This window comes from Streptomyces sp. DF42 (assembly GCF_058267695.1).
Genome location: NZ_CM177859.1, coordinates 718,953 through 744,582, shown reverse-complemented (window position 1 = coordinate 744,582; position 25,630 = coordinate 718,953). Strand labels below are relative to the sequence as shown.

Genomic DNA, 25,630 nt, shown 5'->3' with positions numbered 1-25,630 from the left:
GGGGCTGCCCACCTTCTCTGCCGGACCGCGTGGTGACGCGGCGCCTTGCCGTGGCACGGGCTGCGGATCAGGCTCACGGCGCAACGCACGGGCATGAGGAAGGGGAGTTCGGGGACACCGGGCGGGGACGGGGGCGGTGCTGTTCACCCGGTCGCCCGGCCCGCTCACACCTCCCTGTGCTCGATGCCGAGCAGGCTCGCCGCGGCCCGGAAGTCGGCGGTGTGCCTGCCGACCGCGAGGGACCAGTGGTGGCCGGTGCCCGTGGCGCTCCACGCGTCGACCCACTCGCCGGGATCGCGGCCGAAGTCGACGCGGCTGGTGGTGTTGCCGATCTCCAGCAGGGGGCCGGGGACGACGGTGCCCTCGGAGGTGATGAACGACAGGCTGCCGTCGGCGTCCTGGCCGAGTCCGAGGAGGGTGACCGGGCCGTGCCGTACGTCGAACTCCACGCTGACGCCCCAGCCGCGCTTGCCGTGATACACGCCGAGGCCCCGCAGCAAGGGGTCACGGGCGCTCACGGCCAGGTGGGCCGGCCCGTCGTGGCCCATCTCCACCACGCCGTCCTCGAAGTTCAGCGCCTGGATCTCGGTGAAGGAACCTCCGGCACCGACACTCTGCGAGGCCAACTGGGCGACGCTGGTGCGCAGTTCGTACTCCCCGGCGGCGGGTACGCCCCGGGCGGTGAGCAGGGAGGCGCCCAGGATCATGCCCGCGCCCAGCCGTTCGTGCAGCTCGCCGTCGAGGCCGCGATGGTAGTAGGCGAGCGTGTCGAGGCCGAAGTCCGCCACGAGCCGGTCGAGGGCGACGGACACGGTCGCTCCCCACCCGAAGTCCTCGTCCACCACGCTCTCGTCGAGGGTGAAGACCCGGCGGGCGAGCGTCATGCGGTCGCGGGTCTCCGCCTCGGTCACCTTCTCCACCCGGTGCCGCAGGTCGTCGAACTCCAGTACCTCGACGTGCGAGCCGAACGTCGTCGACAGCAGGGTCGGATCGGTCGAGACGTCGAGCATGCCGGGATACAGGTGCCCCATCAGTCCGTGCCGGGCGTGCCTGAGTGCGGCCCGGACGTGTGCGGCGCGGATCCACTGCTCGATGCGCCGCCAGGCGGACTCCTGGTGCAGCCATCCCGACACCGACCGGAAGGGGATGCCGGCGCGGCGGAAGACGTTGCCGATCTCGGGTACGGAGCACTGCCCGCAGTAGGCCAGCCAGGCACCGGTGCCGAAGGAGGCGTGGTCCATCCGCTCGGACGGCTGCAGGTCGATGACCAGCACGGGCGTGTGTGAACGCCGGGCGATCGGCAGCACCATCGACGAGGTCAGATACGTCGTCACGAAGAGCACGATCAGGTCGCAGTCGGCCCGGCGCAGCTCCTCGGCGGCGACGGCCCCCTCCTCGGCGTCCGAGACGAAGCCGACGTCGGTCACCTCGGCGTCCATCCGCCGCAGGCGTTCGGCGACGTGTGCGGCCGACTCCTTCAGCTGCGGAAGGAGACCGGGGAACTGCGGCCAGTACGTGCCGAGTCCGCCGGCGACCAGGCCGATGCGGGTGCGGCGGCGGGGCACCGGGGGGAGCAACTCCTTTATCCGCGTGGAGTGTTCGGCAGTTGTCATGGCTCTGGGTGCTCCTTCGGAGGTCCGCTTCGGATTCACGCCCGGGCCGCTCCCAGATCCGCCGGAGCGGCAGTGGCGTCGGGGGAACGCCGCAGGAGCACACGGACGATGTAGACGCCCGCGAACGCCGACGCCGCCATGCAGGCGGTGATCGACCAGAGCAGGACGGACGCGCTGTACTCCATCAGGGCGGGCGTGACGAACGCGACGCCCGCGAAGACTCCGCGCGACACGGCGTAGGTGAGGCCCTGGGTGGTGCCGCGGGTGTCCGGGGGCAGCGTGAGCTGCGACCACACCTTGTAACTGGCCTCCCCGGCAAAGGGGTTGGAGATCTGGTAGAGCACGAAGAAGACGAGCATGCCGACGAGGGCACCGGCCGTGAGGGAGGCGACGCAGAAGGCGACGATCTGTACGACGGTGAACACGTAGAACAGCCGGTCGCGCCAGGGGGTGTCGGCGATCCGGACGAAGACGAAGGTCAGCACCAGGGCGATCGGGAGGAAGACGAGGTTGATCCCGGTGGCCAGGCTCTGCGAGGCGCCGCTGACCGTGACCAGCAGATAGGTGCCGAACTGGCCGAAGGTGTTGGCGCCGACGCCCCAGGTGACGTAGTAGGCGAAGGTCGCGGCCATCGGCAGCAGCGCGGCTCGGTTCCACACGTTCTTGAGCTCGGTGCCACGCGGTGCGGGCGCCGCGGCCGGTTCCCGGGGCACCTCCGTGTCCGGCGGTTCGGCGTCCGGCCGCAGGCGGGAGCGGAGCTGCCAGGTGACCAGTGCGGCGACGGCCAGATGGCCGGTGATGAGCCGCGCCCCGACCATGCCCGAGTCGGACAGGAGGTAGCCGAGGAAGATCACTACGACGATGCCCGCCACCCACATGACCTGGGTGAAGGACACGAGCCGTGCTCGGCCTTCGACGGGGGCGGCGTCCGAGACCACGGCCAGGGACGTCGGCAGATCGGCTCCGGCCGCGAGGCCCGCCACGAGCACACCGCAGAAGAGCACGATGTCGTTCGGCGCCAGGGTGATGACGATCGCGCCCAGCGCGAAGCAGAAGATGTCCCAGTTGTAGACACGGCGGCGCCCGAACATGTCGGCCAGCCGTCCGCCGACGAGGGAGCCGACGGCGATGCAGCCGGTGACGATCGCGCTGATCGCGCCCGCCATCCACACGCCCATGTCGTAACTGTCGCGGTAGATGGCCAGGTTGACGGCGATGCTGACGATGAGGGCGGCGTCGAGGTAGGAGGCCATGCCCGAGAGGGCCGCGACCTTCCACAGCCGCCAGGGGATGGGTTGTTCGGAGCGTTCGGGGGCAGTCGGGGTTCGGACCATGATGCGACTCCGTCGTCTGGGGATGGGCCGAGCGGAGGGGAACGTCGCGGCTCTGGGCCGGGCTGCGGTGAATATAGGGTTCAAAAAACGTTACAACAAGACCTCTTGCGCGCATCCGCTGGAAATGGCGTCCCGTGGGGTCGCCGCGGCATGTCTGGCGCGTACGCCGCAGCTTGTCTACGGTGAGGTGCATGTAAAACGTTTTTCAGATCCGTGAAGGTGTCCGAGCCCAACTCGGAAGGACCGCATTCGTGATCTCGCCGTCCCTGCAGCAGCTGTTCGAGGATCCGCCCCGGGACTTCGGCCCCACGCCGCTGTGGTGGTGGTCGGGTGCGAGGGTCACCCGCGAGCGTCTCACCTGGCAGATGCGCAGGTTCGCCGACGGCGGCATCCACAATCTCGTCGTGATCAACCTGGCCCCGGCCGGGCCGGGTTTCGGCGCCCCGGCCGACGAACCGGCGTGGTTCGGCGAGGAGTGGTGGGAACGCTTCACCGACGCCTGCAGGGTCGGCCGTGAGCTGGGCACGCGCCTGTGGTTCTACGACCAGATCGGGTTCTCCGGCGCAAACGTCCAGGGCGGCGTCACGCGTCGGCAGCCCGAGGCGGCCGGCCTCGCCCTGCGCACCCGCCGGGCGACGGTCGCCAAGGGCGCCGTCCTGCTGCGGAGTTCGGAGACCCTGGTGGGCGTGTACGCCGCGGACGGCCGCCGCCTGCCCGACACCGACCTCGACGCCGGCCCGGATACCGAGGCCGGGACCGGAACTCGTGCTCAGCGGATCGCCGCCGCGGAGGGCAGCGAGATCCAGCTCGTCACCGCCGTCCCCACGGCCTTCGACTACCTGGACCCGTCGGCCGTCGGCCTGCTGATGGACGCCGTCCACCACGAGTTCGACCGCCGGGTCCCCGAGTACCTGGGCAACGTCGTCGCGGGCAGCTTCCAGGACGAACTGCCCGGCACCAACTCCTACAGCCACCGCTTCCCCGAGGAGTTCCGCGCCCGCCGCGGCTACGACCTGCTCGACCATCTGCCGGCCCTCTTCGAGGAGACGGCAGCCCTCTTCGAAGAGAAGGCGCGGGCGGCGAAGATCCGCGCCGACTACTACGCGGTCCGCGCCGAACTCACCGAAGAGGCCCTGTTCAAACCCCTCGCCGCCTGGCACGACGAACGCGGCATGCTTGTCGGCTGCGACCAGAGCCACCCCGCGCGCTCCGGCCACCCCGCCCAGTCCACGCAGATCTACACGGACTACTTCCGCACGCACCGCTGGTACGGCGCCGCCGGCAGCGACCACCACGGAGATTCCAAGGTCCACTCCTCCATGGCGCACCTCTACGGACACGAGCGCGTCTGGATCGAGGCGTTCCACTCAACGGGCTGGGGCGGCACACTGGAGGACACCTACGACTGGCTCCTGCCGTTCCTGCGCAGCGGCGCCAACCTGTACAACCCGCACGCCAGTTACTTCGGCACCGCGGGCGGCTGGTTCGAGTGGGCGCCGCCGTCCACCGACTGGCGCCAGCCCTACTGGCAGCAGTACCCCGCGTTCTCGCGGGCCGTCGCCCGGATCTGCTCCCTCATGTCCTGGGGCACTTACAGCGCCGACGTGGCGGTCCTGCACCCCACCGCCACGATGCAGGCCCTCATCCCGCTGGACGCGCCCATCAAGCACTTCGGCGACGGCCGCCTCGGCGAGGGCCACGCCGACGTGGACGAGACGCAGGAGCGCTACCTGGACCTGTGCGGCACCAACAACTGGCTGCGGCCCCGCATCGGCGCCCTGGACCGGCACCGTGTCTCCTTCGACGTCATCGACGACGCCTCCGTGCAGCGGGCCACGGCCGCCGACGGCGCCCTGCGCATCGGGGACCTGGCCTACAGCGCGGTCCTGCTGCCCTCCGCGAGCGTCCTGGAGGAGGACACGGCGCGCCGGCTCACCGAACTGCTCGACGCCGGCGGCCGGGTGGTGGTCGTGGGCCGTCCGCCCGAGGGCGCGGCGGGCCTCGCCGGTGACGACACCGTCGTGGCGGCGCTGAGCGCTCACCGGCGGCTGGAGCGCGCGAGCGGCGCCGAGGCGGCGGCAGCAGCCGTGGCCGGTACCGCCGGACACGCGACGGGTGACGTCCCGCTCCTCGTCAGGAGGAACGGCGACACGGCGATCGCGCTGGTGACGGGGGCCTTCCCGGACGCCCGTACGCATCCGCCCAGGGGCAACCACGACATCGACCCGGCCCGCTACGCCCCCACCAGGTCCGTCACCGTGCGCGCTCCCGTCGCCGAGGCCGAGGTGTGGAACCCGGCGACCGGTGCCCGACGCCCCGCGCGCGTCACCGTCTCCGCCGGCGTCTCGGCCATCGAGGTGCAACTGGAAGGCGCCCCGGCCGTACTCGTCGTATGGCGCGAGGGCACCCCGACGGCAACGGAGCCCAGGCCGACACCCCGGCCGGCCCGGACCGTCGACGTGTCGACCGGCTGGGAAGGCCGCCTGGTGCCCACCATGGACAACACCTGGGGCGACCTCGCGCTGCCCGCCGGGTCGCTGGTCGACGTGCCGCAGATCTGGACTGTGCGGTGGGCCGAGTCCGCTTCAACTGACGTGCGCTGGGAGGAGATTCGGGCGACCTACGGCAACCGGGCGCGCGTTCTGCCCCCGATGCCCGCCGCGAAGGCCCCCGCCGCGCTGGACCCCGCGTCCGTCGCACGGGTGCTGGCCGGAGAGCTGCCGCTGGTGCTCTGGAACGAGAGCTGGGCCGTGGCGCTGTTCTCGTCGAGCCGCGGAATCCTCGATCCGGACGGCCTGCTGGGCAACAAGGGGCTCGTGACCGAGGAGTTCGTGCGTGTCCCGGTACCGGGCCCCCACACCGTCGCCCGCGTCCGGACGATCGTCGAGACCGACCACCGGGGACCCGCCGAGCTGCACGTGGGCGCGGCGGCGGCCAAGCGCGTGTGGTGGAACGGCGAGCGGCAGGAGACGGGCGGCGGATATCTGGCGTCCGCGCGCGTGCAGGTGAAGCAGCGCCGCAACGTCCTGGAGTACGAGCTGTCCGACGCCGAGGACCGCCCCTCGCTGATCTCGGCCAAAGCCCATGCCCCCGTGGGCAGTTACTACTGTCTGTCGCGTCCGGACGGGTTCGCGCGGCGTCCCCGGTTCATGTGTCTGCCCGAGGGTGTACGACCGGACGGCGGCGTCACCTATCGCGGGCGCCTGCGTGCTCCGGACGACGGGGCGCGGGCCGTGCTCGTGGTGGGTGCCGCCGTGGGGGTCACCGTGCTGCTCGACGGCGCCGTCGTGGCGAGGCAGGAGAAGGTGGAGTACTACGAGTCCGACTGGGGCGCGGTGCCGATGTTCTTCCGCCACGAACTGCCCCTCGGGGCGGGCGATCACGTGCTCGACGTCGTGGCCGACGGCGCCCGCGCACGGGACGCGGTGTTCGTCGACCTCGTGGCCCGCTCGGGGGCCGACGCGACCGCGCTGGTCAGCGGAGGCGGCTGGGAGGCCGAGACGGGCGAGTGGCGCGGACGCACCGTCGAACACGAGGGCAGGTGGGGGGAGTTGCAGCACTGCCATGCCGCGGTGCGGCCGCACCCGTTGCCGGACACCGAGTGGCTCACCGGCGCACCCCTGCTCGGCACCCCCGTACTGCCGGTGCGGTCCACCGACGACGTCCGTGAGCGCGCCCAGCGCTTCCGCTTCACCGCGCCGTCGGGCACCGTCGCCCTCGATCTCCCGCTGGAGCTGCCGGCGCGCGTCAGGGTCGCGGGCGAAGCCGAACGACCGCTCGACGGACAGACGCTGACGTTGCATCAACCCCTCGCGGAGGCAACCGAGTTCGAGGTCGTCACCGCCCCCACGGCCCTGCTGCGGGGCGGCTCGGCCTGGCGCGGGCCGGTGCGTGTCCATACCGTGCCGGCGCCGATCGAGCTGGGGGAGTGGGGGGCGCTGGGACTGGGCAGCTGGAGCGGCGGAGTCATGTACTCGCGGGACGTGGACGTGCCTGCCTGGCCGGACCCGGTGCTCGATCTGGGACGGGTGCGCGGCAGTGTCGCGGTCCGTGTCGACGGCGAACCCGTCGGCGAGGCGTTCTGCGCTCCCCACCGCTTCGCGCTGCGAGGGGCCGCCGGGCGCGCCGTACGGATCGACGTGACCGTCCACAACACGCTGGCCCCGTATCTCGCCGAAGCCACTCCGACCGCCTGGGCGTTCCCGTCCCAGCTCGCCTCGGGTCTGCTGGGACCGGTGACGCTGCGCAGCCGGGGCTCAGCCGGCGGAAAGTGACCGGGTGGAGTCCCGCAGGACCAGGCCGGGTGCGAACACCCTTGTCTCATGGGCGTGTTCGGCGCGGGCCTCCACCTCGTCGAGCAGCATCTCCACGGCCGCCCTGCCGAGATCCTCGACGGGCTGCCGGACCGTCGTCAGGGTCGTCCCCACGAAACTCGCGATGTCAAGGTCGCCGTACCCGACCACCTGTACGTCCTCGGGAACCTTCACACCCCGCTCCGCCAGCCCGCGGCACAGTCCGGCGGCCAGGAAGTCGTTGGTGCAGAACACCCCGTCGGGCAGATCGCCGAGCCCACGGGCGATGTCCGTTCCGTACGCCACCGTCATCTCCGCGGCGGCCACCTGCCCCAGCCGCGCCTCACGTCGGCTGCGCACGGCCTGCCTGGCGCCCTGGTACCGGTCCGCGCACTGCCGTATCGCGCGCTCCCCGTTCACCACCAGGATGTCACGCGCCCCGCAGTCCAGGAGGTGCTGCACGGCGACACGGCCGCCGGCGATGTCGTCGACGGAGACGGAACAGCCGTCCTGGGCCGGCATCGCGCGGTCCGCCAGAACCAGCGGGATGCCCCGCTCGCGCAGCCGTGTGAGCCGGGTGGGGTCGGCGCTGAGCGGGACGACCACGGCGCCGACGGAGCGCTGTTCGACCAGCATGCTGAAGTAGCCCTGCTCACGCTCCGGTTGGTCCCCGCTGTGGCAGAGCACCAGCGCATAGCCGTGGTCGTACGCCGCGTCGGCGGCCCCGCGGGCGATGCGCGCGTAGAAGGAGTTGGTCACGTCGGGCAGCACCAGGCCGATGGAGGAGGTGTGTCCCGTGCGCAGTCCGGCGGCGCCCGGATGGGGGACGTAGTCGAGTGCCGCCACCGCGTCGCGGACCCGCTCGGCGGTCCGGGCGTTGACACGCTCCGGGCGGTTCAGCACGTTCGACACCGTGGACACCGAGACCCCGGCGGCGGCTGCGACGTCCTGGATGCGGGCGGGGCGAACCGGAATGGCGTCCACCCCCCCTTGCTGTGACAGCCGTGCGACCAGGCGCGACGGGGTCCTGACAGGCGACGCAAAGTCTACCCCGGCGGCCTCTGGAACGTTTTTTCAACCGCCATCGGCCCGTGCCGCGCTCGCCGCTGTCAGGGACGCCCTCGCCTGACGAGCATCAGTACGCCCTCCGTGCTCGTCCACGGACCGTGCTCCATTCCCGGATGCCGGTACGCGTACATCCCCGCGGTGAACGTCTCGCCCAGGCACAGGTCGGTCAGGGACCCGTCGACGACGTACACCTCCTCGAAGCAGTCGTGACGGACGGGTCCTTGCGCGCTGGTGTCCGTCCCCGGCTCGTACCGCTGGAGCACGGTCGCGTCCTCGCTCTCCGGATCCTCCGCCAGCACCTGCTCCCACACGCCGTCGGGCGCCCCGGGCGGCCGGCGCCAGGGCGCCTCGGGGCGGTGGAACTCGGACTGCGGTCTGCTCATCGGGCCCGCCCTCTCATGGTGTCGACCGAGTTCAGCACAGCCGCCGCGCCATTCACCCTCCGTCGCACCCGTGAGCACGATCCGTGAGCGGGGCGTCGCCGGGTGTGCCGGGAGCGTCCGAGGTGGGACGCTTGGACGGGAGGCATCCGCCGAGGGGACTCGGGAGGGCCCGATGGGACGAGACGTACCCGCCCTGGTGTTCACGCGGGAGGACCGCCGTCAGTACCGGGAGAAGATGCACACCTGCCTCGACGTGCTCGCGCAGATGCTGCGCGAGTCGGGCTTCGAGAGTGAACGCCCCCAGGTCGGGCTGGAGATCGAGCTCAACCTGGTGGACGGCGACGGACTGCCCGCCATGCGGAACACCGATGTGCTGCGGGCGATCGCCGACCCCGCCTGGTCGAGCGAGCTGGGCCGCTTCAACCTGGAGATCAACCTCCCGCCCCGGCTGCTCACGGCGGGCGGCCCCGGCTCCTGGGAGCAGGCGATCCGCGACGCGCTCAACCACGCCGAGGAACGCGCCGCTGCCGTGGGCGCACACCTGATCATGATCGGGATTCTGCCGACCCTGCGGGAGTCGCACATGGGCGAGTCCGCCCTGTCCGGCGATCCGCGCTATCGACTGCTCAACGAGCAGATCTTCGCGGCACGGGGCGAGGACCTGCGGATCCGGGTGGACGGCGTGGAGCGGCTGTCGATGTACGCCGACGCCATCACCCCGGAGGCCGCCTGCACGAGCACCCAGTTCCATCTGCAGGTCGCCCCCAAGGAGTTCGCGGACTACTGGAACGCGGCGCAGGCCGTCGCGGGTGTACAGATCGCCCTGGCGGCCAACTCGCCCTTCCTGTTCGGCAGGGAGCTGTGGCGCGAGACCCGTATCCCCCTGTTCGAGCAGGCCACCGACACCCGGCCCCAGGAGATCAAGGCTCAGGGAGTACGGCCCCGGGTGTGGTTCGGGGAACGGTGGATCACCAGCGTCTTCGACCTCTTCGAGGAGAACGTCCGCTACTTCCCGGCGCTTCTGCCGCTGTGTGACGAGGAGGACCCGCAGGAGGCGCTGGACGGCGGCGGCGTTCCGCAACTGGGCGAACTGACGCTCCACAACGGCACGATCTACCGCTGGAACCGGCCCGTCTACGCCGTCACCGACAGCGGACCCCATCTGCGCATCGAGAACCGCGTCCTGCCCGCAGGCCCCACCGTGGCCGACGTCATCGCCAACGGCGCCTTCTACTACGGCCTGACGCGCGCCCTCGTCGACGAGGACCGCCCGGTGTGGACACGGATGTCCTTCGCGGTCGCCGAGGAGAACCTGCACGCCGCCGCCCGCGACGGCATCGACGCCCGCCTGTACTGGCCCGGAAGCGGCGAAGTGCCGGTCACGGAGCTGGTGTTGCGACGTCTGCTGCCCCTGGCCCACCGGGGCCTCGAACTGGCGGGCCTGGACGCCACATGGCGCGAACCCATGCTCGGCATCATCGAGCAGCGCTGTGTCACCGCCCGCAACGGCGCCCTGTGGCAGGCCGAGACGGTCCACCACCTGGAGAAGACCGGCGTCGGCGACCGCTATGAGGCGCTGCGACGGATGACCACCACGTACAAGGACTACATGCATCTGAACGCGCCCGCGCACACGTGGCCCGTGGACTGACCGCCGGCCGACCGGTGACGGGAACAGGCTGCCGCCGAGCCGGGACGCAACCCGGTGCCGGCGCGACGCCGGCCCAGTGTCGCGGTGAGTCCTCCGGTTCAGGCTCGATAGGTCCGCAGCTTCCGGTAGAGAGTGGCGCGGGCGATGCCCAGGGCCGCCGCCGCGCGGGCCTTGTTGCCGCCGTGGAGGCGGAGGGCCTCCAGGACGGCGGCGCGCTCGGCCTGCTCCATCGGGCTGAGCTGCCGGGCGGCGGGGCCCTCGCGCACGGGGCCCGGCAGCTCGCTGCGCCGGACGGGGCCGGTCGCGCGACGGCCCTGTGCCAACGCCCGTACCAGATGCGCGAGTTCGGTGATGTTGCCGGGCCAGGGATGCTGCTCCAGAGCGCGCAACGCGTCCAGCGTCCAGCTGAGCGGCGGCCGTCCCGGCGCCGGTCGCGGAGCCAGAACGGTGAGCAACTCCCTGATGTCCTCAGGCCGTTCACGCAGGGCCGGGAGGGTGACGGAGCGGGCGGCCAAGGTGTCCAGGAGTCGTTGGAGACACGGCCCTGGCGGTGTTCCGGGGGTGTAGGTGACCAGCAGGGGAACGTCCGGACGGGCATCGAGAGCCGAGTTGAGAGCCGCCGTGTCGTGCGCGGCGAGCTGCTCGGCATGACGGACGAGGAGCGGACCGCCCGTGAGCAACTGGCCGACCAGCGTGCCGAGTTCACCCTCCGCGGCATCCACGAGCGGCAGGTTCTCGCCCAGCTCCCGTGCCAGCGAGGTCTTCCCCGTGCCGCGCTCGCCGACCAGCAGCAGTGGCTCGGGCGACCCGGCCAGCTCCACCGCACGCCCGACCGCGTGCAGCCACGGCACCGATCGCCCGGGCAGTCCCACGTCACCGCGCGCGGCCAGTGCCACCGCCGCACGCTCCACCGGCTCCAGCACGGCCACCGCCCCGACGGCCGAGCCCTGGTGGGGCACGGGCGTGAGGAGCGCGGCACACCCTGTGCCGTCCGCGAGCCGGATGCGGCGTGGTGAGCGCGACTCCCGCATCAGCGCGACCGCGCCCCGCTCCAGTTCCTCCAGCCCCTGAGGCGAGAGCAACTGCTGCGCGGCCTCGCTGACGAAGCGGTTGCGGCCGTCGAGGGCGACGACCGCGTGGCCGTGCTCTCCCGCGGCCCTCAAGTAGGCGTCCAGCAGGACCCGTTCGGCTGCCCGGGACCGGGAGAGGAGCTCCGCCTCGACGGCTGCGGCCGCGGCCTCGGCCAGCGGGGCCCAGGGATGCGGTCCGCACTCGGCGTCCAGGCCGGAGGACACCGTCACCGTGCCCAGCATCCGCCCGGTCTCCGACGCCCGCACCGGCACACTGACCGCGGAGACGTCCTGCCACCGGTTGAGGAAGTGCTCGGGGCCGTGCACCTCGGCGCGCCGCCGGGTGTGCAGGGCGAAGGCCGCGCTGTTGTGGCCGACCACCCGCTCGGAGAGGTCGTGGCAGGGGGCGCCCGGCCCGTGTCCTTCGGCCCACAGCACCCGTAGCCGATCGTCGGTGAGCACGAGCGAGGCCTGCCCGGCACCGAGGGTGGAGGCGATCCGCTCCAGCACCGGGCGGGCCGCGGCCAGCAAGGGGGACTCGGCGGGCGGTGGCGCGTCCGCAGCCGAGTCGAGCGCGTCGTGTCGTACACCGAGGAACCGGGCACGCTTCCACGCGGCGGCGACGTCCGGCGGTACCCCGTCCGGCAGTTGCCGCCCGAGCAGGAAGAGTTCCCGGGCCCTGCGCAGCAAAGCGAGGTCGGGGCGGACGGCGGGGCGCTCTGCGGTGGTCATGGCAACGCTCACCCTACGGGGACCGGTTGAACGCGCAACAACCTTGGACCGATGCGACGCACTGTCTCGAATTGAGACACCCGGCTTCCCGCATATCCCCACATGATCATGGACAGTCGGCACCGTCCTCATTCCTGGAGCGTCCCCCGTGCACACCGTCGAGCCCGATGTCGTCACCGACGTACTGATCGTCGGCAGTGGCCCCGCGGGTGCCTCCGCCGCGCTCGCCCTGAGCACCTACGGTGTGCCGAACATCGTCGTCACCCGCTACCCGAGCCTCGCCGACACACCCCGCGCGCACATCACCAACCAGCGCACCATGGAGGTGCTGCGCGACCTCGGCGTCGAGGACGAGGTCGTCGCGAAGGCCACACCGCAGCACCTGATGGGCAACACGACCTTCTGCACCAGCCTCGCCGGCGAGGAACTCGGCCGGGTCCGCTCCTGGGGCAACGACCCCCTCGTCCAGGCCGCGCACGAACTCGCCGGTCCCACCCGCATGTGCGACATGCCCCAGCACCTCATGGAGCCGGTCCTCATGGACGCGGCCGTCGCGCGCGGCACGCAGCTGCGCTTCAGTACGGTCTACAAGTCCTTCGTCCAGGACGCCTTCGGCGTGACGGTCACCGTCGAGGACCGGCTGCGCGGCGACGAGTACACCATCCGCGCCAAGTACCTCATCGGCGCCGACGGCGGCCGCTCGCAGGTCGCCGAGGACGCCGAGCTGCCGATGGGCGGCCAGATGGGCGTGGCCGGCAGCATCAACATCGTCTTCGACGCGGACCTGTCGAAGTACACCGCCCACCGGCCGTCCACCCTCTACTGGGTGCTGGCGCCGGGTGCGACCGTGGGCGGCATCGGCGCGGGACTGGTCCGCTGCGTGCGGCCCTGGAACGAGTGGCTGATCGTCTGGGGCTACGACGTCAGCGCCGGCGCCCCCGACCTGACCACCGAGTACGCGGAGTCCGTGGTGCGCCAGTTGATCGGCGACGACGACATCCCGGTGACCGTCAAGTCGTCCTCCGCCTGGACCGTCAACGAGATGTACGCGCAGACCTACTCCAACGGCCGCGTCTTCTGCGCCGGCGACGCCACGCACCGCCACCCGCCGTCCAACGGCCTCGGCTCCAACACCTCCATCCAGGACTCCTACAACCTGGCCTGGAAGCTCAAGCTCGTCCTCGACGGCTCCGCGTCCCCGAAGCTCCTGGAGACCTACACCGCCGAACGCGCCCCGATCGGCAGGCAGATCGTCACCCGCGCCAACAAGTCCATCGGGGAGACGGCCCCGATCTTCGAGGCGCTCGACGGGCTGTCCCCCCAGACGCCCGAGCAGCTGTGGTCCAACATCGCCGCCCGCAAGGACGACACCGAGGCGGCGCGGAAGCAGCGCGAGAAGCTGCGCGAGGCGATCGCCTTCAAGGCCTACGAGTTCAACGCGCACGGCGTCGACCTCAACCAGCGCTACCCCGAAGACGGCTCGGCCGCGATCGTCCCCGACGGCACCCCCGACCCCGGCTTCGACCGCGACCCCGAGCTGTACCACCAGCCGACCTCCCGCCCCGGCGCCAAGCTCCCGCACGCCTGGATCACCTCGGGCACCCGCACCCTGTCCACCCTCGACACCGTCGGACACGGCCGCTTCACCCTGATCACCGGCATCGGCGGCACGCACTGGCTGCGGGCGGCGAAGGCCCAGCACCTGGAGATGGCCACCGCGGTCATCGGCCCGGGTCAGGAGTACGACGACCCGTACGGCGACTGGGCGCGCCTGAGCGAGGTGGAAGACGGGGGAGCGCTCCTCGTACGGCCGGACGGTTACGTCGCCTTCCGGCACGCGACGCCGGCCGCGTCCGGCGAGGACGCCGAGCGGCTGCTGACCGAGGCGGTACGGCGGATCCTCGGACACGCCTGACATCACGCACGCCCCCCACACCACCCCCCCCAAGGCCTGAAAGGTGAACCAACATGCCCCTCGGATTGCTCCGGCGGCGCCTCAGGAATGCCCCCGGGGGCGCCGCGGGCCGCGTGCTTCCCGTCCCGGCCGGCGCGGGCATCGTCGTCCGCGAGGTCCTGGACCCGGTGAACGAACCCCTGGGCGGCGCCGATGTGACGGTGACGGAACTGCGCAGCCACCAGGTCGCGACGCGCGGCACCACGGACCCGTACGGACTGTTCATGGCCACACTGCCACCGGGCACTTACAGCCTGATGGTCGCGGCCGAAGGGCTGGAACCGCACCGCGAGACCGTCGACATCGTCGCCGACGCGGGCCTGTCCCCGCAGCGGGTGTGGCTCCAGCCCGCCCGGCAGGCCGATCTCCCGGTCCCCGGCACCTGGCTCTTCGACCCGCCGCACACGGCGATCCGGTTCATCGCCAAGCATGTCGGCATGGCCCATGTGCACGGCCGCTTCGAACGGTTCGAGGGCGGCATCCAGGTCACCCCTGACGTGTCCGAGTCCCGCGTCCACGTGCGCATCGACGCGTCGAGCATCACCACGGGCAACAACACCCGTGACACACACCTGCGTTCCGCCGACTTCCTCGACGTCGAGCACTTTCCGTACATCGACTTCAGGAGCACCCGCTTCGCCTACCGCGGCGGAAGCAAGTGGTCGCTGCTGGGCACCCTCACGATGCACGGCGTGAGCCGGTCGGTGTCGCTGGACACCACGTACCTGGGCATGGCCAACGGCGGTTACGGCGAGGAACTGCGCTGCGCCGCCCTGGCGAAGACGGAGCTGCACCGCGAGGACTACACGCTCAACTGGCGGTCCATGCTGGCGCGCGGCATAGCGGTGGTCGGACCCACGGTCCAGCTGGAGCTCGACGTCCAGGCGATGTACCGCACCCACGACACCCCCACGCCGCCGGAGTAACGCCCCCCGACGCGCTCCGGCACTTCATGACCCGACATGGCCTAACGGCGGGCCCAAGATCCCAAATTACTACTCTCCGTATGTATACGCTCACCGCAAGTAGCTGTCCAGGGCTTCGTGCCCGGTGAGAAAGGGTCAAACCATGCGCACGTTCCAGCGCGCTGCCGTCGTGGCTGCCGCAGTTGCGGGTCTCTCCGTCCTCGGTGTCGGTGTCGGCTTCGCCGACGACTCCGACGGTCCGCGGCAGGGCACCGAGATGACGTTCCCGGTGTACTCCGCCCCGCAGGCCGACACCAAGAAGGACACGTCGGAGGAGGGGGGCAAGTACGTCCTGCCGGAGTTCGACCTCAGCGCGTTCCTGCCGTCGTTCGCCGCAGCCAAGTAGCGAAGCCCGGAGCAGTAAAGGCAGCCCGGTCGTGCAGCAGGCCCGTCAGGGTGCGCGGCCGGGCTGCAGCGCGTCGATGGCAGGACATTGAGGCGCGGCCGGTGAATGCCGGAACGGATGTATTCCGTTCCGGCATTTCTGCTTTCCGGTATGAAAGCCGCGGTGCCCCGGCTTGTGGCCGGGGCACCGCGGTGAGGTTCTGCCCTACTTGCCGACGCCGTTGTTGCAGCCCATGTCCGAGCCCAGCCCGGTGTCCTGGGCGCCGCTGTTGCCCTCGCCGTTCAGCCCGTTGCCGAGGACGCCGTCGAGCAGCCCGACCTGGCCGAGGACGTCGAGGTTCAGGTCGTGCGACCGGCACGTGGTGCTCTGCAGGACGCTGTACTGGCTGCCGCCTCCGCCCGAACCCGCGCCGCCCTGGCCTCCGTCGGCGTGGGCGGCGCCGCCGGCCAGTCCGACGGTCCCGAGAACCGCGAACAGGACGGCAGCGTTGCGAAGCTTGTGCATGGCATCTCCGGTGGAGTGAAGTGGATGCGACCTGTGACAGATCGACTACGTTCAGTTGGGGAGATTAATGAGGAATATCTCCAAAACACCCGGCGGCGCGCCGAATTCCGGCAACCGTCAATGCCCCTGGTCGAAGGCCCGGAAAAGGCATACCGGAAGTGAACCGAGACCTCGGCATATCTTGAGATGATTCCAATTGGGCCGTGTTCCCGGCGAGTTGGCATGTGGCCCACGCCGGCGGTGCGCGACCCGGCGCAGAGCCGCACGCGGGCCACCGCCCGGGCCGCGGGAGCCGATCTCGCGCACCCGCTCCTTCTCGCGTTGCCCACTCCGGGTACCTGGCGCACTCTGGACCTATGGGTGGGCACGAGGGCCCGGGCCCTACGCTGATCACGTCCGTCCAGCGGGCCTTCCGGCTGCTGGAGGCGGTGAGCGCGCACGAGAACGGCGCGCCGGCGAAACAGCTGGCACGGGAGACCGGGCTGCCCCTGGCCACCGCCTATCACCTGCTGCGGACACTCGTCCACGACGGATATCTGCGGAAACTGGGCGACGGCGGGTTCGTCCTCGGGGACAAGTTGCAGACATTCCAGACCATGGGCCGCGGGCAGGCGCTGCTCAGCAGGGTCCGGCCCGCGCTCGCCGCCCTGCGGGACGAGCTGGCAACCGCCGCCTACCTCACCTTCTACGAGGACGGAGAGATCCGGGTCGCCGAGATCGTGGACAGCCCCCGGGCGCCACGCGTCGACCTGTGGGTGGGCTTCGAGGACGCGGGGCACGCCACGGCGCTGGGCAAGTCCGTGCTGCGGGAGCTGGACGGCGACGCCCGCAAGGACTACCTCTCCCGGCACCACCTCGCCGACCTCACCCCGCGGACGATCACCAGCCTGCCGGCACTGCTCCGGCTACTGGACTCCTCACCCGTGGCTCCGGCCGTGATGGACATGGAGGAGTACGCCCTGGGAACGGTCTGTGTCGCCGTACCCGTCTACAGCGGGGACATGCTGGGCTCGCTCGGGGTCTCCCTGCCGGCGGATCGGCTCTCCCGGCTGCCGGAGATCCGGGCCCGGCTGATCCCCACCGCGAGCCGCGTGACCAGGAGCCTCTCGCTCACTATCTGAAAATCCTCTTCTTGTGACATCCAGGTCCAACCCGTTTCCTGGATGAAACGGGCATTTCGGCTATGCGTCCCGTGCTCAGAACCCGTACTCAGAACCCGCTCAGAACCCGTACACAGAAGAGGACTGCGGAAGACACATGAGTCAGGCCCGAGACCATGGCGGCGGCCGTCGGCCGACACGGCCGTTCAGGAACCGAGTGGCCGGTCCCGCGGCCTCGGCCAGGCGTGCCGTCGCACAGCTGGCCGCCGGCGCGCCCGTCCTGCCCGTACTGATCGTCTCGGTGATCGTGCTCACCGACCTCGCGGGCGGAGCGGGGATGATCTGGCTGCCGATGCTCGCCGCCGGGCCCGCCCTGGCCGCCACCACCAACGGACCGCGCGGTGTCCTGTGCGTGGGCGTCCTCGCCGCGGTGCTGGGCGCGACGCTCGGCGGCCGGGACGGTGTTCCGGACCGGGAACTGGCGGCCGTTCTGTCCGCCCTGGCGGCCGTCACCCTCGCGAGTGCCCTGACCAGCGCACTGCGCGGCCGCCGCGAACGCGTGCTCGCCGCCGTCCGCTCGGTCGCGGAGACCGCCCAGCACGTGCTGCTCAAGCCCGTCCCGGCGACCGTCGGCCCCTTCCAGGTCGCCGTCCGCTACAGCGCCGCGGCCGCCGAGGCCCGTATCGGCGGGGATCTCTACGCGCTGATCCCCACGCCGTACGGGGTGCGGCTGATCGTCGGCGATGTGCGCGGCAAGGGGCTGCCCGCCGTGGGCACCGCCGCGCTGGTGCTCGGAGTCTTCCGCGAGGCGGCCTACGACGAGCCCGATCTTCTCGCCGTCGTCGACAGGATCGAGCGGAGCCTCGCACGCAATCTCGGCGGCGACGACTTCGTCACCGCCGTGGTCGCCGGATATCCGAGGCCGGGACAGCTGGAGGTGGTGAACTGCGGACACGCGCCGCCGCTGCTGGTGCGTGCGTCCGGGAGTGTCGCGGCGGTGGAGCCCACGCAGCCCGCCCCGCCCCTCGGACTGCGCGCCCTCGCGCCTCACACGCCCGGCCTCCAGGTTCTGCCCTTCGCCGACGGGGACCAGCTGCTGCTCTACACCGACGGGGTCACCGAGGCCCGTGACCACGGCCGCGCGTTCTATCCGCTCGACGAAGGGCTGGCACGCCACGTGTCCGACGATCCGGCGCGCACCCTCGGCGCGCTCCACGACGAACTCCTCGCACACGTGGGTGGCCGGTTGCACGACGACGCCGCACTGCTCCTGATCCGCAAGCCGGTCCCGTCCGAGCGGATGCCCGAAGTCGGTACACGAGGCGGCACAGCCGTAGTGCGGACGACGTCCTGCGCTCCGGTCTGCAAGCCCCTTGAGGGAACAGCGAGTTGACAGCGAGATGACAGTGAGTCGGCCGTGGGTCGACAGCGAGTGACGAACGTCCGGTGGTCGGCCGCCCGGCCGGGGTCACCGTGACGCGGACCCGGCCCACTCCTCCGCGGCCGTGAGCGCAACCGCGGCGGGCGGCGGCGTCGACGTCGTCAGCTCGATCCGTCGCCCCTCGGCCGACGAGGAAAGGAGCGCGGTCATCGTCTCCAGCACGTGCAGGGCGAGCTCACCGCTCGCGCGAGGCGGCCGCTGCCCGTCGGCTGCGATGAAGTCGAGCAGACCGACGCCGCGTGCGCCCGCGACGTAACCCGCGGACGGCGGGAGCGTGCGCCACTGCGTGTCGCCGAGTCCGAAGAGCCGCACCTCGCCGTCGAAACCGTTCGGATCCGGCACCGAGAGCGTCCCCGTCTCGCCGTGGATCTCGATCGGCGCGGCCGTGGTTGCCACGCCGTCGAAGCTCGTGGTGATCGTCGTCAGGGTCCCGCCCACGTGCTCCAGCACACCGGAGACATGACTGTCCACCTCGACCGGTATCCGCTCGCCCGCGCGCGGGCCGGAGCCGACGACCCGCTCGGTGCGCAGCCTGCTGGAGGCCCCGGTCACGGCACGCACCGGACCCAGCAGATGGACCAGGGACGCCAGGTAGTACGGCCCCATGTCGAGGAGCGGGCCGCCGCCGGCGGTGTAGTAGAAGTCGGGGTGGGGATGCCAGCGTTCGTGTCCCGGGGTGATCATGACGGCCGAGGCGAACTGGGGGCGTCCGATCGTGCCCGCCTCGACCGCCGCCCGCGCCGTCTGGATTCCGGTGCCCAGGACGGTGTCCGGCGCGCAGCCCACCCCGACTCCCGCCTTCGTGGCGGCCTCCATGACGGCGTGGGCGTCGACGAGGGTGGCGGCCAGTGGCTTCTCCCCGTAGACGTTCTTGCCCCGGGCGACGGCGCCGAGGGCGATCTCGGCATGGGCCGCCGGGACGGTGAGGTTCAGCACCGTGTCCACGTCCGGGCTGCTCAGCAGCTCCTCGACGGACAGCGCCTGGACGCCGGGCAGTTCGGCGGCGACCCCGGCCGACCGCGAGGCGTCGAGATCGGCCACCGCGGTGACGCGTACGGCGGGATGGCCGGCCAGCGTGTCCAGGTACGCGCGGGAGATGACGCCGAGACCTACGATGCCGACACGGTGCGGGTCGCCCACAGCATGCCCCTCTCGATGACGGTGCGGACGTTCGGGTTCTCCACCACGTCGAGGCTGTGCCCCGGAGTGGTCACCACGATCCGCCCGGCGCCCCACCGCCGAGTCCAGATCGCCGGAGAGGTGACGGGCCGGTCCCAGGGCTGCCAGGCACGGACCGGATGGGTGGTCGTGGCCAGGACGTCGATCAGGTCGTCGTGGAGCACCCAGTACTGCTCCGTGCACAGCTCGAAGTCCTCGACGCCGGCGGTGACGGGATGCTCGCGGCCCAGCTCGGTGATGGTGACGACGTGCGGAAGGAAGTTGTCCTCGGCCTCTCCCCGGCGCTCGCACGGCTCCTTGCCCGGGTGGACGGCGAACTGGCCTCCCACCAGGTGGAGATAGTCGGAGGAGGCACGGAACGAGTCGACGATGCCACCGTGCCAGCCGGTGAAGCCGGTACCGGCCTCGACCGCCGCGCTCAGCCCCGACAACTGCTCGGCGGTGATCTGCGACATCGAGATGCACTGCACCACGAGGTCGGTGGCGCCCAGTTCGGCGGCGTCGGCGTAGACGTCCGTCGACTCCTCGATCCGGACGGTGTAACCGTTGCCTTCGAGGAAGGGGAGGAACAACTCCGTTGCCTCGACCGGCCGGTGTCCCTCCCATCCGCCTCGAACGATCAGGGCCTTCTTCCGTGTCATCTTGATCCTCACCCGTAGGACGGAGCCATCACTATGCGCCCGTCGCGCGCGATCGGGAAAGGGCGGCCGGATCGACGAAAGTTTCGCGGCCCACGACGCCGCGCCCGGACGGTCAGGAGGTGGACGTCACGGACGACGCCCGGGCGCCGACCAGCCAGCAGGCCGCGGTGAAGCGGACCTCCGGGCCCTGCACAAAGGTGTCGAACGCGGCCCGAACTGTTTCGAGGACCTGCTCGCGGGTCCGCTCGTCCACCTCGCGCAGGGCCAGACCGACCGGACCGAGCCGGGTGAGGTAGTGGGTCAGTTCCTCCTCGGGCAGGGCACAGGCCACGTCGATCGGCTGGATGTCGGTCTCGGCCCAGCCGCTGTCCGCCAGGATGCGGCGGATCTTCTCCGGATCCGCGAAGCCGAACTGCCCGGGCCCGTCGGGGCGGCGCGCGGGGAGGCCGGGCAGCAGCGGGGCCGCGGCGCGTTCGGCCGTCGTCATGAACGGATTCTCCGCAGGGCCGCGCCAGGCGATGAACCGGAGCCGGCCGTCGTCCGTCGAGGCACGGCGGAGATTCTCGAACGCCCGCACGGAGTCGTTGAAGAACATGACACCGAAGCGCGAGATGACGAAGTCGAAGGACGCAGGCTCGAACGTGTGATCCTGAGCGTCGGCGCGGACGAAGGACGCCGGAGTACCCTCCCGCTCGGCGCGCGCCCGGGCGGCGGCGATCACGGGTTCGGAGATGTCGACGCCCAGACAGCGCCCCGCCGGTGCGAGCCGCCGCGCGACGGCCAGCGTGATGCCGCCGGTGCCGCAGCCGACATCGAGCACACGACTGCCGTGCCCGGTGGACACGGCATCGACGAGCAGGTCCTCGAAGGGCCTGAACATCTCGTCCAGCACGCCCTGCATCTCGACCCAGGCATTGCCGCCGGGCCCGTTCCAACGCGCCGCCTGATCGTCAGCGGTCCTGCGGGTGCCGTCCATGAGCGCCTCCTCTGCTTGCCGTCATCGAGCCGGGATGACACCGTGCCACTTCAAGTCGACTTGAGGTGAAGAGGATGACAGACCTCGACATAGCCGAGGTGGCACTGCGCGCCGGGGTTCCCGCCTCGACACTGCGGTTCTACGAGGAGAGAGGGCTGATCGCGTCGAGCGGCAGGCGGGGTCTGCGCCGTCAGTACGACCCAGGCGTACTGGAGCGCCTCGCGCTGATCGCACTCGGCCGCACCGCCGGTTTCTCGCTCGACGAGATCGCGCGCATGTTCGCGCCGGACGGACGGCCCCGCATCGACCGGGAGATGCTCGCGTCCAAGGCCGCGGAGCTGGACAGGACGATCCGCGAACTCGGCGTGCTGCGCGACTCCCTGCGCCACGCCGCCGCCTGCCCCGCACCGAGCCACGCGGAATGCCCCACCTTCCGCCGCCTCCTGGAGGCCGCCGCGTCCGGCGTCCTCGCCCCACCGGCGAAGCGGGTTCCGCGGCGACCGTGACGCCGGTTCGTCAGCGCGCCGTCAGGCCGAGCCGGCGTCGTAGTCATGCCGGGCTCGCTCGACCTTGTCGAGGTTGCCGGCGGTCCATTCGGCGAGCTGGGCGAAGAGCGGGGCGAGGCTGCGACCGAGTTCGCTGATCTCGTACTCGACCCGAGGGGGAACCTCCGGGTGGTAGGTGCGTATGACGAGACCGTCGCGTTCCAGCTGCCTCAGCCGCTGGGTCAGCACCTTCGGAGTGATCCTCGCGATGCGGCGTTCCAACTCGACGAAGCGTTGCCGACCGTGTGCGTGGAGGCTCCACAGGATCGGTGTGGTCCACCGGCTGAACACGATGTCCACGACCGGGCCGATCGGACAGGCGAGTTCCGGATCGGTCCCGACGGATGCCGGTCCTGTGCCCTTGAGCGCCATACGCATCCCTCCGGGAAAGCCACTTTCCTATAGGTACCTACTATACCGGCGGTGTTAGCGTCCGATCGGCGCCCGGGAAGCAGCATCCCGCGGCGTTCCGGCCCGCTCGGGCATCGACAACCACGCTGCATCACAAGGGAGTTGCTCATGATCGTCGTAACGGGGGCGACAGGTAACGTCGGCCGGTCGCTCGTGCGGACCCTCGCCGCAGCCGGTGAGCGGGTGACCGGGACCTCCCGGTCCGTGTCGGCCGCGGACGCGCCGCACGGTGTCCGGCACCGGCAGGCCGACCTGATCCGACCGGAGAGCCTTCGGCCGGTGTTCGACGGTGCCGAGGCGCTGTTCCTGCAGAACGGCGGCCCGAGCGCGCATCTGCTCAGCCCCCAGGGCATCCTCGATGTCGCCAAGGCCGGCGGCATCCGCAGGGTCGTGCTGCTCTCCTCCCAAGGAGTCGCGACGCGGCCGGAGTCGGCCTCGCACGGGGCCACGGCGCGCCTCATCGAGGACGCCGTACGGCAGTCGGGTCTGGACTGGACGATCCTGCGGCCCGGCGGCTTCCACTCCAACACGTACGCCTGGGCCGAGTCGGTCCGCACCCGGAGGGTGATCGCCGCGCCCTTCGCCGACGTCGGCCTGCCCACCGTCGACCCGGACGACATCGCGGAGGTCGCCGCCGCGGCCCTGCGCGAGGACGGCCACACCGGACAGGTCCACGAGCTGACCGGGCCCGCCCTCGGCACACCCCGGCAGCGGGCCGAGGCGATCGCCGGCGCGCTCGGCGAACCGGTCCGCTTCCACGAGCAGACCCGGGAGGAGGCCCGCGCCCAGATGCTGCGGTTCATGCCCGAGCCCGTGGTCGAGACCACGCTCGACATCCTCGGCGAGCCCACGCGGGCCGAGCAGCGCATCAGCCCGGACGTCGAGCAGGTCCTGCACCGCGCGCCCCGGACGTTCGCCGACTGGGCGCACCGGAACATCACTGCTTTCCGCTGAGACCTCGCCCTCGGCTGCGCATGGCTCCGCGGCGCCTTCCTCGTTGGCCGGCCGTACGGCCCGGACAAGCTCCGTCAGGACGGGCTCCGTCGGCGATCCGCCCGACGGAGCCCGCTCTGGCACGACGGTGGAGGGTCAGGCGGTGTGCAGTGTCAGCCCGTACCGGTTGAGGATCTCGTTGACGGGCTGGTACCAGGTCTCGCCGCCGGAACCGCGGTTGCCCCAGCCGCCGGAGGTGACGCCCTGGGCCCGGTCGCCGCTGATGAAGGAGCCACCGGAATCACCGGGCTCGGCGCAGACGCTCGTCTTCGTCATCCGGTGGACGGCGCCCTGGCTGTAGTTGACCGTCTCGTTCTTGGCCAGGACCGTGCCGCAGTGCCACTGGGAGGTGGAACCGGAGCGTCAGATGGACGCGCCGACGGGAGTCTCGGCGGAGCCACGGACGAGCTCCCGAGGGTCTCTGCTCGCGCCCGGAGGAGCGGCGGATCAAGCGTCGGCGCGTCGCCGATCTTCTCCGCGTTGTGCTCGGCGATCTTCCCCGCGGCCCTCTCCGCGATCTTCTTCCTGATCTGCTGGACTTCGGTGCATGGGGGTTGTCCTGACATGCACCCGCACCTAGGGTCACCTTCGAGTGCAAGCGCTTTCTGCATGTGCTGTTCGTCGCCCGCTCAAGGAGCGCCGTATGCCCCCACACCCCGCCCGCCGCACACCGGGCGACCCGTTCCATCCGGCCATGCACGGAGACCACCCCCACTGGGCCCCGAAGGAGCGCGCATGAGTATCCGTCAGTCACGCGTACGGCGACCACATCGCGGTCGCTGCGCCGGACGGCACCGAGATCCTCCGCTACGTCTACCGTCCCGACCCCGATGCCTTCGAGGCGCGCAAGCCCTACGCCCACCCGGTGCGCACCCTCGCGGGCCGCACCGTGACCGGCTACCGCCCCAGCGACCACCGCTGGCACAAGGGCCTGCAGATGACGGCGAGTCATCTGTCCGGGCAGAACTTCTGGGGCGGCAACTGCTATGTCCACGGCGAGGGTTACCTGCCGCTGCCCGACCGCGTCGGTTCGATGCGGCACGACGGCTTCCCCGAGTTCACGGTCGAGGACGACCGGCTGGCCTTCACCGAGGCCCTCACCTGGGTGGAGAACGGCGGCTGCGCATGGGCGCGCGAGGAGCGCGGGCTGGCCGTGCACTCGGTCGACGAGGAGGCCGGCGCCTGGGCTCTGGACTGGTCGATCCGTCTCACCAACACCCGTGACACGCCACTCGTGTTCGGCTCGCCCACCACGGCCGGCCGGGAGCTGGCCGGCTACACCGGGCTGCAGTGGCGCGGTCCCCGCGACTTCACCGGCGGCACCGCCTTCGGCCCTGACACCGACGGGGGAGCGGGCGTGGACGCGGGCAAGCTGATGGGCACGCAGGGTCCCTGGCTGGCCTTCACCACCGAGCACGACGACGTGGACGCGCACTCCACGCTCGTCTTCGCGCACGCCCCCGAGAACCTCGACGAGCAGTCCGCCGTCCACGAGTCGCACTGGTTCGTGCGCTCCGAACCGATCCCCACGGTCGCGTTCTCCTGGGCGTTCTTCGAGGAGTTCGAGCTGCCGCCCGGCGCGACCTTCGGCTACCGCTACCGGGTGGTCGTCGCCGACGGCGCCTGGGACCGCGACCGCGTCGGCACCCACCTGGAGGGCCTGCCGTGGTGAACGACCCCGGGCCCGCCCTTCCCCACCCGCTGCCCGGCGCGGTCGGCCTCTCCCATCTGAGCGCCTACGACTGGGAGGCCGCCGACGGGGTGTGCGGCGGCAGTCCGCATCTGCACCTGGTGTGCACCGAGGCGTACGTCGTCACGGGCGGCCGCGGGGCGGTGCAGACACTGAGCCCGGACGGTTACCGGGACATCCCGCTGGAGCCGGGCTCGGTCGCCTGGTTCACTCCGGGCACCGTCCATCGCATGGTGCAGGGCGGCGGTCTGCGCATCACCGTGCTGATGCAGAACAGCGGCCTGCCCGAGGCCGGCGACGCCGTCTTCACCTTCCCGTCCGAGGTGCTCGCCGACCCCGGGAGGTACGCGGCCGCGGCAAAGCTGCCGCCCGGTAGGGGAGTTGAGACGGAGGTGGCCGCGCGCCGCCGCAGAGACCTCGCCGTCGAGGGCTACCTCGCCCTGCGCGAGGCGCTCGTCGCCGGGGACGACGGACCGTATCTGGAGTTCCAGCGGGCCGCCGCCCGGCTGGTGCGCGACAAGGTGCCGCGCTGGCGCGAGTTGTGGCGGGCCGGTGCGCTGGCCGCCGCCGAGCGCACCGGGGCCCAACTCGACGCCCTCGCGGCGGGTGAGCCCGTGCATCTCGCCGACGCGACCGCGTACGAGGCCGCGCCCACCCGGCACGGAGGCTTCGGCATGTGCGGCCTCCGCGACGAGTACGCGCTCCCGGGGACGACGCTGCCGCACGAGGTCAAGTAGCCGCG

Annotated in this window: 21 protein-coding genes and 1 pseudogene; 11 read left to right on the top strand and 11 right to left on the bottom strand. The window is 71.4% G+C overall.

Annotated features, from left to right (window positions below):
* Nucleotides 1–164: 164 nt before the first annotated feature.
* Both ACYUED_RS03575 and ACYUED_RS03570 read right to left on the bottom strand, forming a co-directional pair.
* Nucleotides 165–1,613, bottom strand: coding sequence for an arabinose isomerase (locus ACYUED_RS03575; RefSeq protein WP_491290860.1), 1,449 nt, complete (start codon nucleotides 1,611–1,613; stop codon nucleotides 165–167).
* A gap of 35 nt (nucleotides 1,614–1,648) precedes the next feature.
* On the bottom strand, nucleotides 1,649–2,947 hold the full coding sequence (locus ACYUED_RS03570; protein WP_491290859.1) for an MFS transporter: 1,299 nt from the start codon (nucleotides 2,945–2,947) through the stop codon (nucleotides 1,649–1,651).
* 251 nt (nucleotides 2,948–3,198) lie between these two features.
* Here ACYUED_RS03570 and ACYUED_RS03565 point away from each other — a divergent pair, with 251 nt between their 5' ends.
* Entirely contained in the window at nucleotides 3,199–7,221 is a 4,023-nt protein-coding gene (locus ACYUED_RS03565) for a glycosyl hydrolase (protein ID WP_491290858.1), read from the top strand.
* Here the strand turns inward: ACYUED_RS03565 and ACYUED_RS03560 are convergent.
* Nucleotides 7,204–8,223: a LacI family DNA-binding transcriptional regulator gene (locus ACYUED_RS03560; RefSeq protein ID WP_491290857.1), complete on the bottom strand. Its 1,020-nt coding sequence runs from the start codon at nucleotides 8,221–8,223 to the stop codon at nucleotides 7,204–7,206. The two genes, ACYUED_RS03565 and ACYUED_RS03560, sit on opposite strands and share 18 nt — an antisense overlap.
* A gap of 125 nt (nucleotides 8,224–8,348) precedes the next feature.
* Nucleotides 8,349–8,690: a cupin domain-containing protein gene (locus ACYUED_RS03555; RefSeq protein WP_491290856.1), complete on the bottom strand. Its 342-nt coding sequence runs from the start codon at nucleotides 8,688–8,690 to the stop codon at nucleotides 8,349–8,351.
* A 172-nt stretch (nucleotides 8,691–8,862) separates the two neighbouring features.
* On the opposite strand from ACYUED_RS03555, the gene ACYUED_RS03550 reads away from it, so the two are divergent.
* Entirely contained in the window at nucleotides 8,863–10,341 is a 1,479-nt protein-coding gene (locus ACYUED_RS03550) for a glutamate-cysteine ligase family protein (RefSeq protein WP_491290855.1), read from the top strand.
* A gap of 98 nt (nucleotides 10,342–10,439) precedes the next feature.
* On the opposite strand, the gene ACYUED_RS03545 is transcribed toward ACYUED_RS03550, so the two are convergent.
* Nucleotides 10,440–12,143: a helix-turn-helix domain-containing protein gene (locus tag ACYUED_RS03545; RefSeq protein ID WP_491290854.1), complete on the bottom strand. Its 1,704-nt coding sequence runs from the start codon at nucleotides 12,141–12,143 to the stop codon at nucleotides 10,440–10,442.
* A gap of 148 nt (nucleotides 12,144–12,291) precedes the next feature.
* Here ACYUED_RS03545 and ACYUED_RS03540 point away from each other — a divergent pair, with 148 nt between their 5' ends.
* The 3 genes from ACYUED_RS03540 to ACYUED_RS03530 all read left to right on the top strand — a co-directional run bounded on the left by ACYUED_RS03540 (nucleotide 12,292) and on the right by ACYUED_RS03530 (nucleotide 15,408).
* On the top strand, nucleotides 12,292–14,058 hold the full coding sequence (locus ACYUED_RS03540; protein WP_491290853.1) for an FAD-dependent oxidoreductase: 1,767 nt from the start codon (nucleotides 12,292–12,294) through the stop codon (nucleotides 14,056–14,058).
* 53 nt (nucleotides 14,059–14,111) lie between these two features.
* Entirely contained in the window at nucleotides 14,112–15,023 is a 912-nt protein-coding gene (locus ACYUED_RS03535) for a YceI family protein (RefSeq protein WP_491290852.1), read from the top strand.
* A gap of 142 nt (nucleotides 15,024–15,165) precedes the next feature.
* Nucleotides 15,166–15,408 carry a hypothetical protein gene (locus ACYUED_RS03530; RefSeq protein ID WP_491290851.1) on the top strand — a complete coding sequence of 81 codons (243 nt, stop codon included), beginning with the start codon at nucleotides 15,166–15,168 and terminating at the stop codon, nucleotides 15,406–15,408.
* 204 nt (nucleotides 15,409–15,612) lie between these two features.
* Here ACYUED_RS03530 and ACYUED_RS03525 read toward each other — a convergent pair whose 3' ends face one another.
* A complete protein-coding gene (locus tag ACYUED_RS03525; protein ID WP_266526415.1) occupies nucleotides 15,613–15,912 on the bottom strand; it encodes a hypothetical protein in 300 nt (99 codons plus the stop codon).
* Between the two features lie 356 nt (nucleotides 15,913–16,268).
* Here ACYUED_RS03525 and ACYUED_RS03520 point away from each other — a divergent pair, with 356 nt between their 5' ends.
* Complete coding sequence (locus tag ACYUED_RS03520; protein WP_491290850.1) at nucleotides 16,269–17,033, top strand: IclR family transcriptional regulator; 765 nt, start codon at nucleotides 16,269–16,271, stop codon at nucleotides 17,031–17,033.
* A 136-nt stretch (nucleotides 17,034–17,169) separates the two neighbouring features.
* Nucleotides 17,170–18,405 (top strand): PP2C family protein-serine/threonine phosphatase, encoded by a 1,236-nt coding sequence (locus ACYUED_RS03515; RefSeq protein ID WP_491290849.1) that lies wholly within the window; start codon nucleotides 17,170–17,172, stop codon nucleotides 18,403–18,405.
* A 75-nt stretch (nucleotides 18,406–18,480) separates the two neighbouring features.
* On the opposite strand, the gene ACYUED_RS03510 is transcribed toward ACYUED_RS03515, so the two are convergent.
* The 3 genes from ACYUED_RS03510 to ACYUED_RS03500 form a co-directional block, all read right to left on the bottom strand.
* Nucleotides 18,481–19,593 carry a Gfo/Idh/MocA family protein gene (locus tag ACYUED_RS03510; RefSeq protein WP_491290848.1) on the bottom strand — a complete coding sequence of 371 codons (1,113 nt, stop codon included), beginning with the start codon at nucleotides 19,591–19,593 and terminating at the stop codon, nucleotides 18,481–18,483.
* Entirely contained in the window at nucleotides 19,563–20,273 is a 711-nt protein-coding gene (locus tag ACYUED_RS03505; protein ID WP_491290847.1) for a ThuA domain-containing protein, read from the bottom strand. The genes ACYUED_RS03510 and ACYUED_RS03505 overlap by 31 nt, the downstream gene beginning before the upstream one ends.
* 112 nt (nucleotides 20,274–20,385) lie before the next feature.
* Complete coding sequence (locus tag ACYUED_RS03500) at nucleotides 20,386–21,249, bottom strand: class I SAM-dependent methyltransferase (protein ID WP_491290846.1); 864 nt, start codon at nucleotides 21,247–21,249, stop codon at nucleotides 20,386–20,388.
* 74 nt (nucleotides 21,250–21,323) lie between these two features.
* On the opposite strand from ACYUED_RS03500, the gene ACYUED_RS03495 reads away from it, so the two are divergent.
* Complete coding sequence (locus ACYUED_RS03495; RefSeq protein WP_491290845.1) at nucleotides 21,324–21,755, top strand: helix-turn-helix domain-containing protein; 432 nt, start codon at nucleotides 21,324–21,326, stop codon at nucleotides 21,753–21,755.
* Nucleotides 21,756–21,776: 21 nt separating this feature from the next.
* Here the strand turns inward: ACYUED_RS03495 and ACYUED_RS03490 are convergent, their stop codons facing one another.
* On the bottom strand, nucleotides 21,777–22,166 hold the full coding sequence (locus ACYUED_RS03490; RefSeq protein ID WP_491290844.1) for a winged helix-turn-helix transcriptional regulator: 390 nt from the start codon (nucleotides 22,164–22,166) through the stop codon (nucleotides 21,777–21,779).
* 147 nt (nucleotides 22,167–22,313) lie between these two features.
* Between ACYUED_RS03490 and ACYUED_RS03485 the strand changes: the two genes are divergently transcribed.
* Nucleotides 22,314–23,159, top strand: a complete 846-nt coding sequence (locus ACYUED_RS03485; protein ID WP_491290843.1) for an SDR family oxidoreductase — start codon at nucleotides 22,314–22,316, stop codon at nucleotides 23,157–23,159.
* Nucleotides 23,160–23,294: 135 nt separating this feature from the next.
* Here the strand turns inward: ACYUED_RS03485 and ACYUED_RS03480 are convergent.
* Nucleotides 23,295–23,609 (bottom strand): annotated as a pseudogene (locus ACYUED_RS03480) (S1 family peptidase); the annotation flags it as partial.
* Between the two features lie 358 nt (nucleotides 23,610–23,967).
* Here ACYUED_RS03480 and ACYUED_RS03475 point away from each other — a divergent pair.
* A complete protein-coding gene (locus tag ACYUED_RS03475; RefSeq protein ID WP_491294829.1) occupies nucleotides 23,968–24,870 on the top strand; it encodes a DUF6807 domain-containing protein in 903 nt (300 codons plus the stop codon).
* Nucleotides 24,864–25,625, top strand: a complete 762-nt coding sequence (locus tag ACYUED_RS03470; protein ID WP_491290842.1) for a cupin domain-containing protein — start codon at nucleotides 24,864–24,866, stop codon at nucleotides 25,623–25,625. The genes ACYUED_RS03475 and ACYUED_RS03470 overlap by 7 nt, the downstream gene beginning before the upstream one ends.
* Nucleotides 25,626–25,630: the final 5 nt, after the last annotated feature.

Coding starts and splice junctions, on each gene's coding strand:
- ACYUED_RS03575 (WP_491290860.1), bottom strand. CDS start 1,613: ATGACAACTGCCGAACACTCCACGCGGATAAAGGAGTTGCTCCCCCCG.
- ACYUED_RS03570 (WP_491290859.1), bottom strand. CDS start 2,947: ATGGTCCGAACCCCGACTGCCCCCGAACGCTCCGAACAACCCATCCCC.
- ACYUED_RS03555 (WP_491290856.1), bottom strand. CDS start 8,690: ATGAGCAGACCGCAGTCCGAGTTCCACCGCCCCGAGGCGCCCTGGCGC.
- ACYUED_RS03550 (WP_491290855.1), top strand. CDS start 8,863: ATGGGACGAGACGTACCCGCCCTGGTGTTCACGCGGGAGGACCGCCGT.
- ACYUED_RS03545 (WP_491290854.1), bottom strand. CDS start 12,143: ATGACCACCGCAGAGCGCCCCGCCGTCCGCCCCGACCTCGCTTTGCTG.
- ACYUED_RS03535 (WP_491290852.1), top strand. CDS start 14,112: ATGCCCCTCGGATTGCTCCGGCGGCGCCTCAGGAATGCCCCCGGGGGC.
- ACYUED_RS03530 (WP_491290851.1), top strand. CDS start 15,166: ATGCGCACGTTCCAGCGCGCTGCCGTCGTGGCTGCCGCAGTTGCGGGT.
- ACYUED_RS03525 (WP_266526415.1), bottom strand. CDS start 15,912: ATGCACAAGCTTCGCAACGCTGCCGTCCTGTTCGCGGTTCTCGGGACC.
- ACYUED_RS03520 (WP_491290850.1), top strand. CDS start 16,269: ATGGGTGGGCACGAGGGCCCGGGCCCTACGCTGATCACGTCCGTCCAG.
- ACYUED_RS03515 (WP_491290849.1), top strand. CDS start 17,170: ATGAGTCAGGCCCGAGACCATGGCGGCGGCCGTCGGCCGACACGGCCG.
- ACYUED_RS03505 (WP_491290847.1), bottom strand. CDS start 20,273: ATGACACGGAAGAAGGCCCTGATCGTTCGAGGCGGATGGGAGGGACAC.
- ACYUED_RS03500 (WP_491290846.1), bottom strand. CDS start 21,249: ATGGACGGCACCCGCAGGACCGCTGACGATCAGGCGGCGCGTTGGAAC.
- ACYUED_RS03495 (WP_491290845.1), top strand. CDS start 21,324: ATGACAGACCTCGACATAGCCGAGGTGGCACTGCGCGCCGGGGTTCCC.
- ACYUED_RS03490 (WP_491290844.1), bottom strand. CDS start 22,166: ATGGCGCTCAAGGGCACAGGACCGGCATCCGTCGGGACCGATCCGGAA.
- ACYUED_RS03485 (WP_491290843.1), top strand. CDS start 22,314: ATGATCGTCGTAACGGGGGCGACAGGTAACGTCGGCCGGTCGCTCGTG.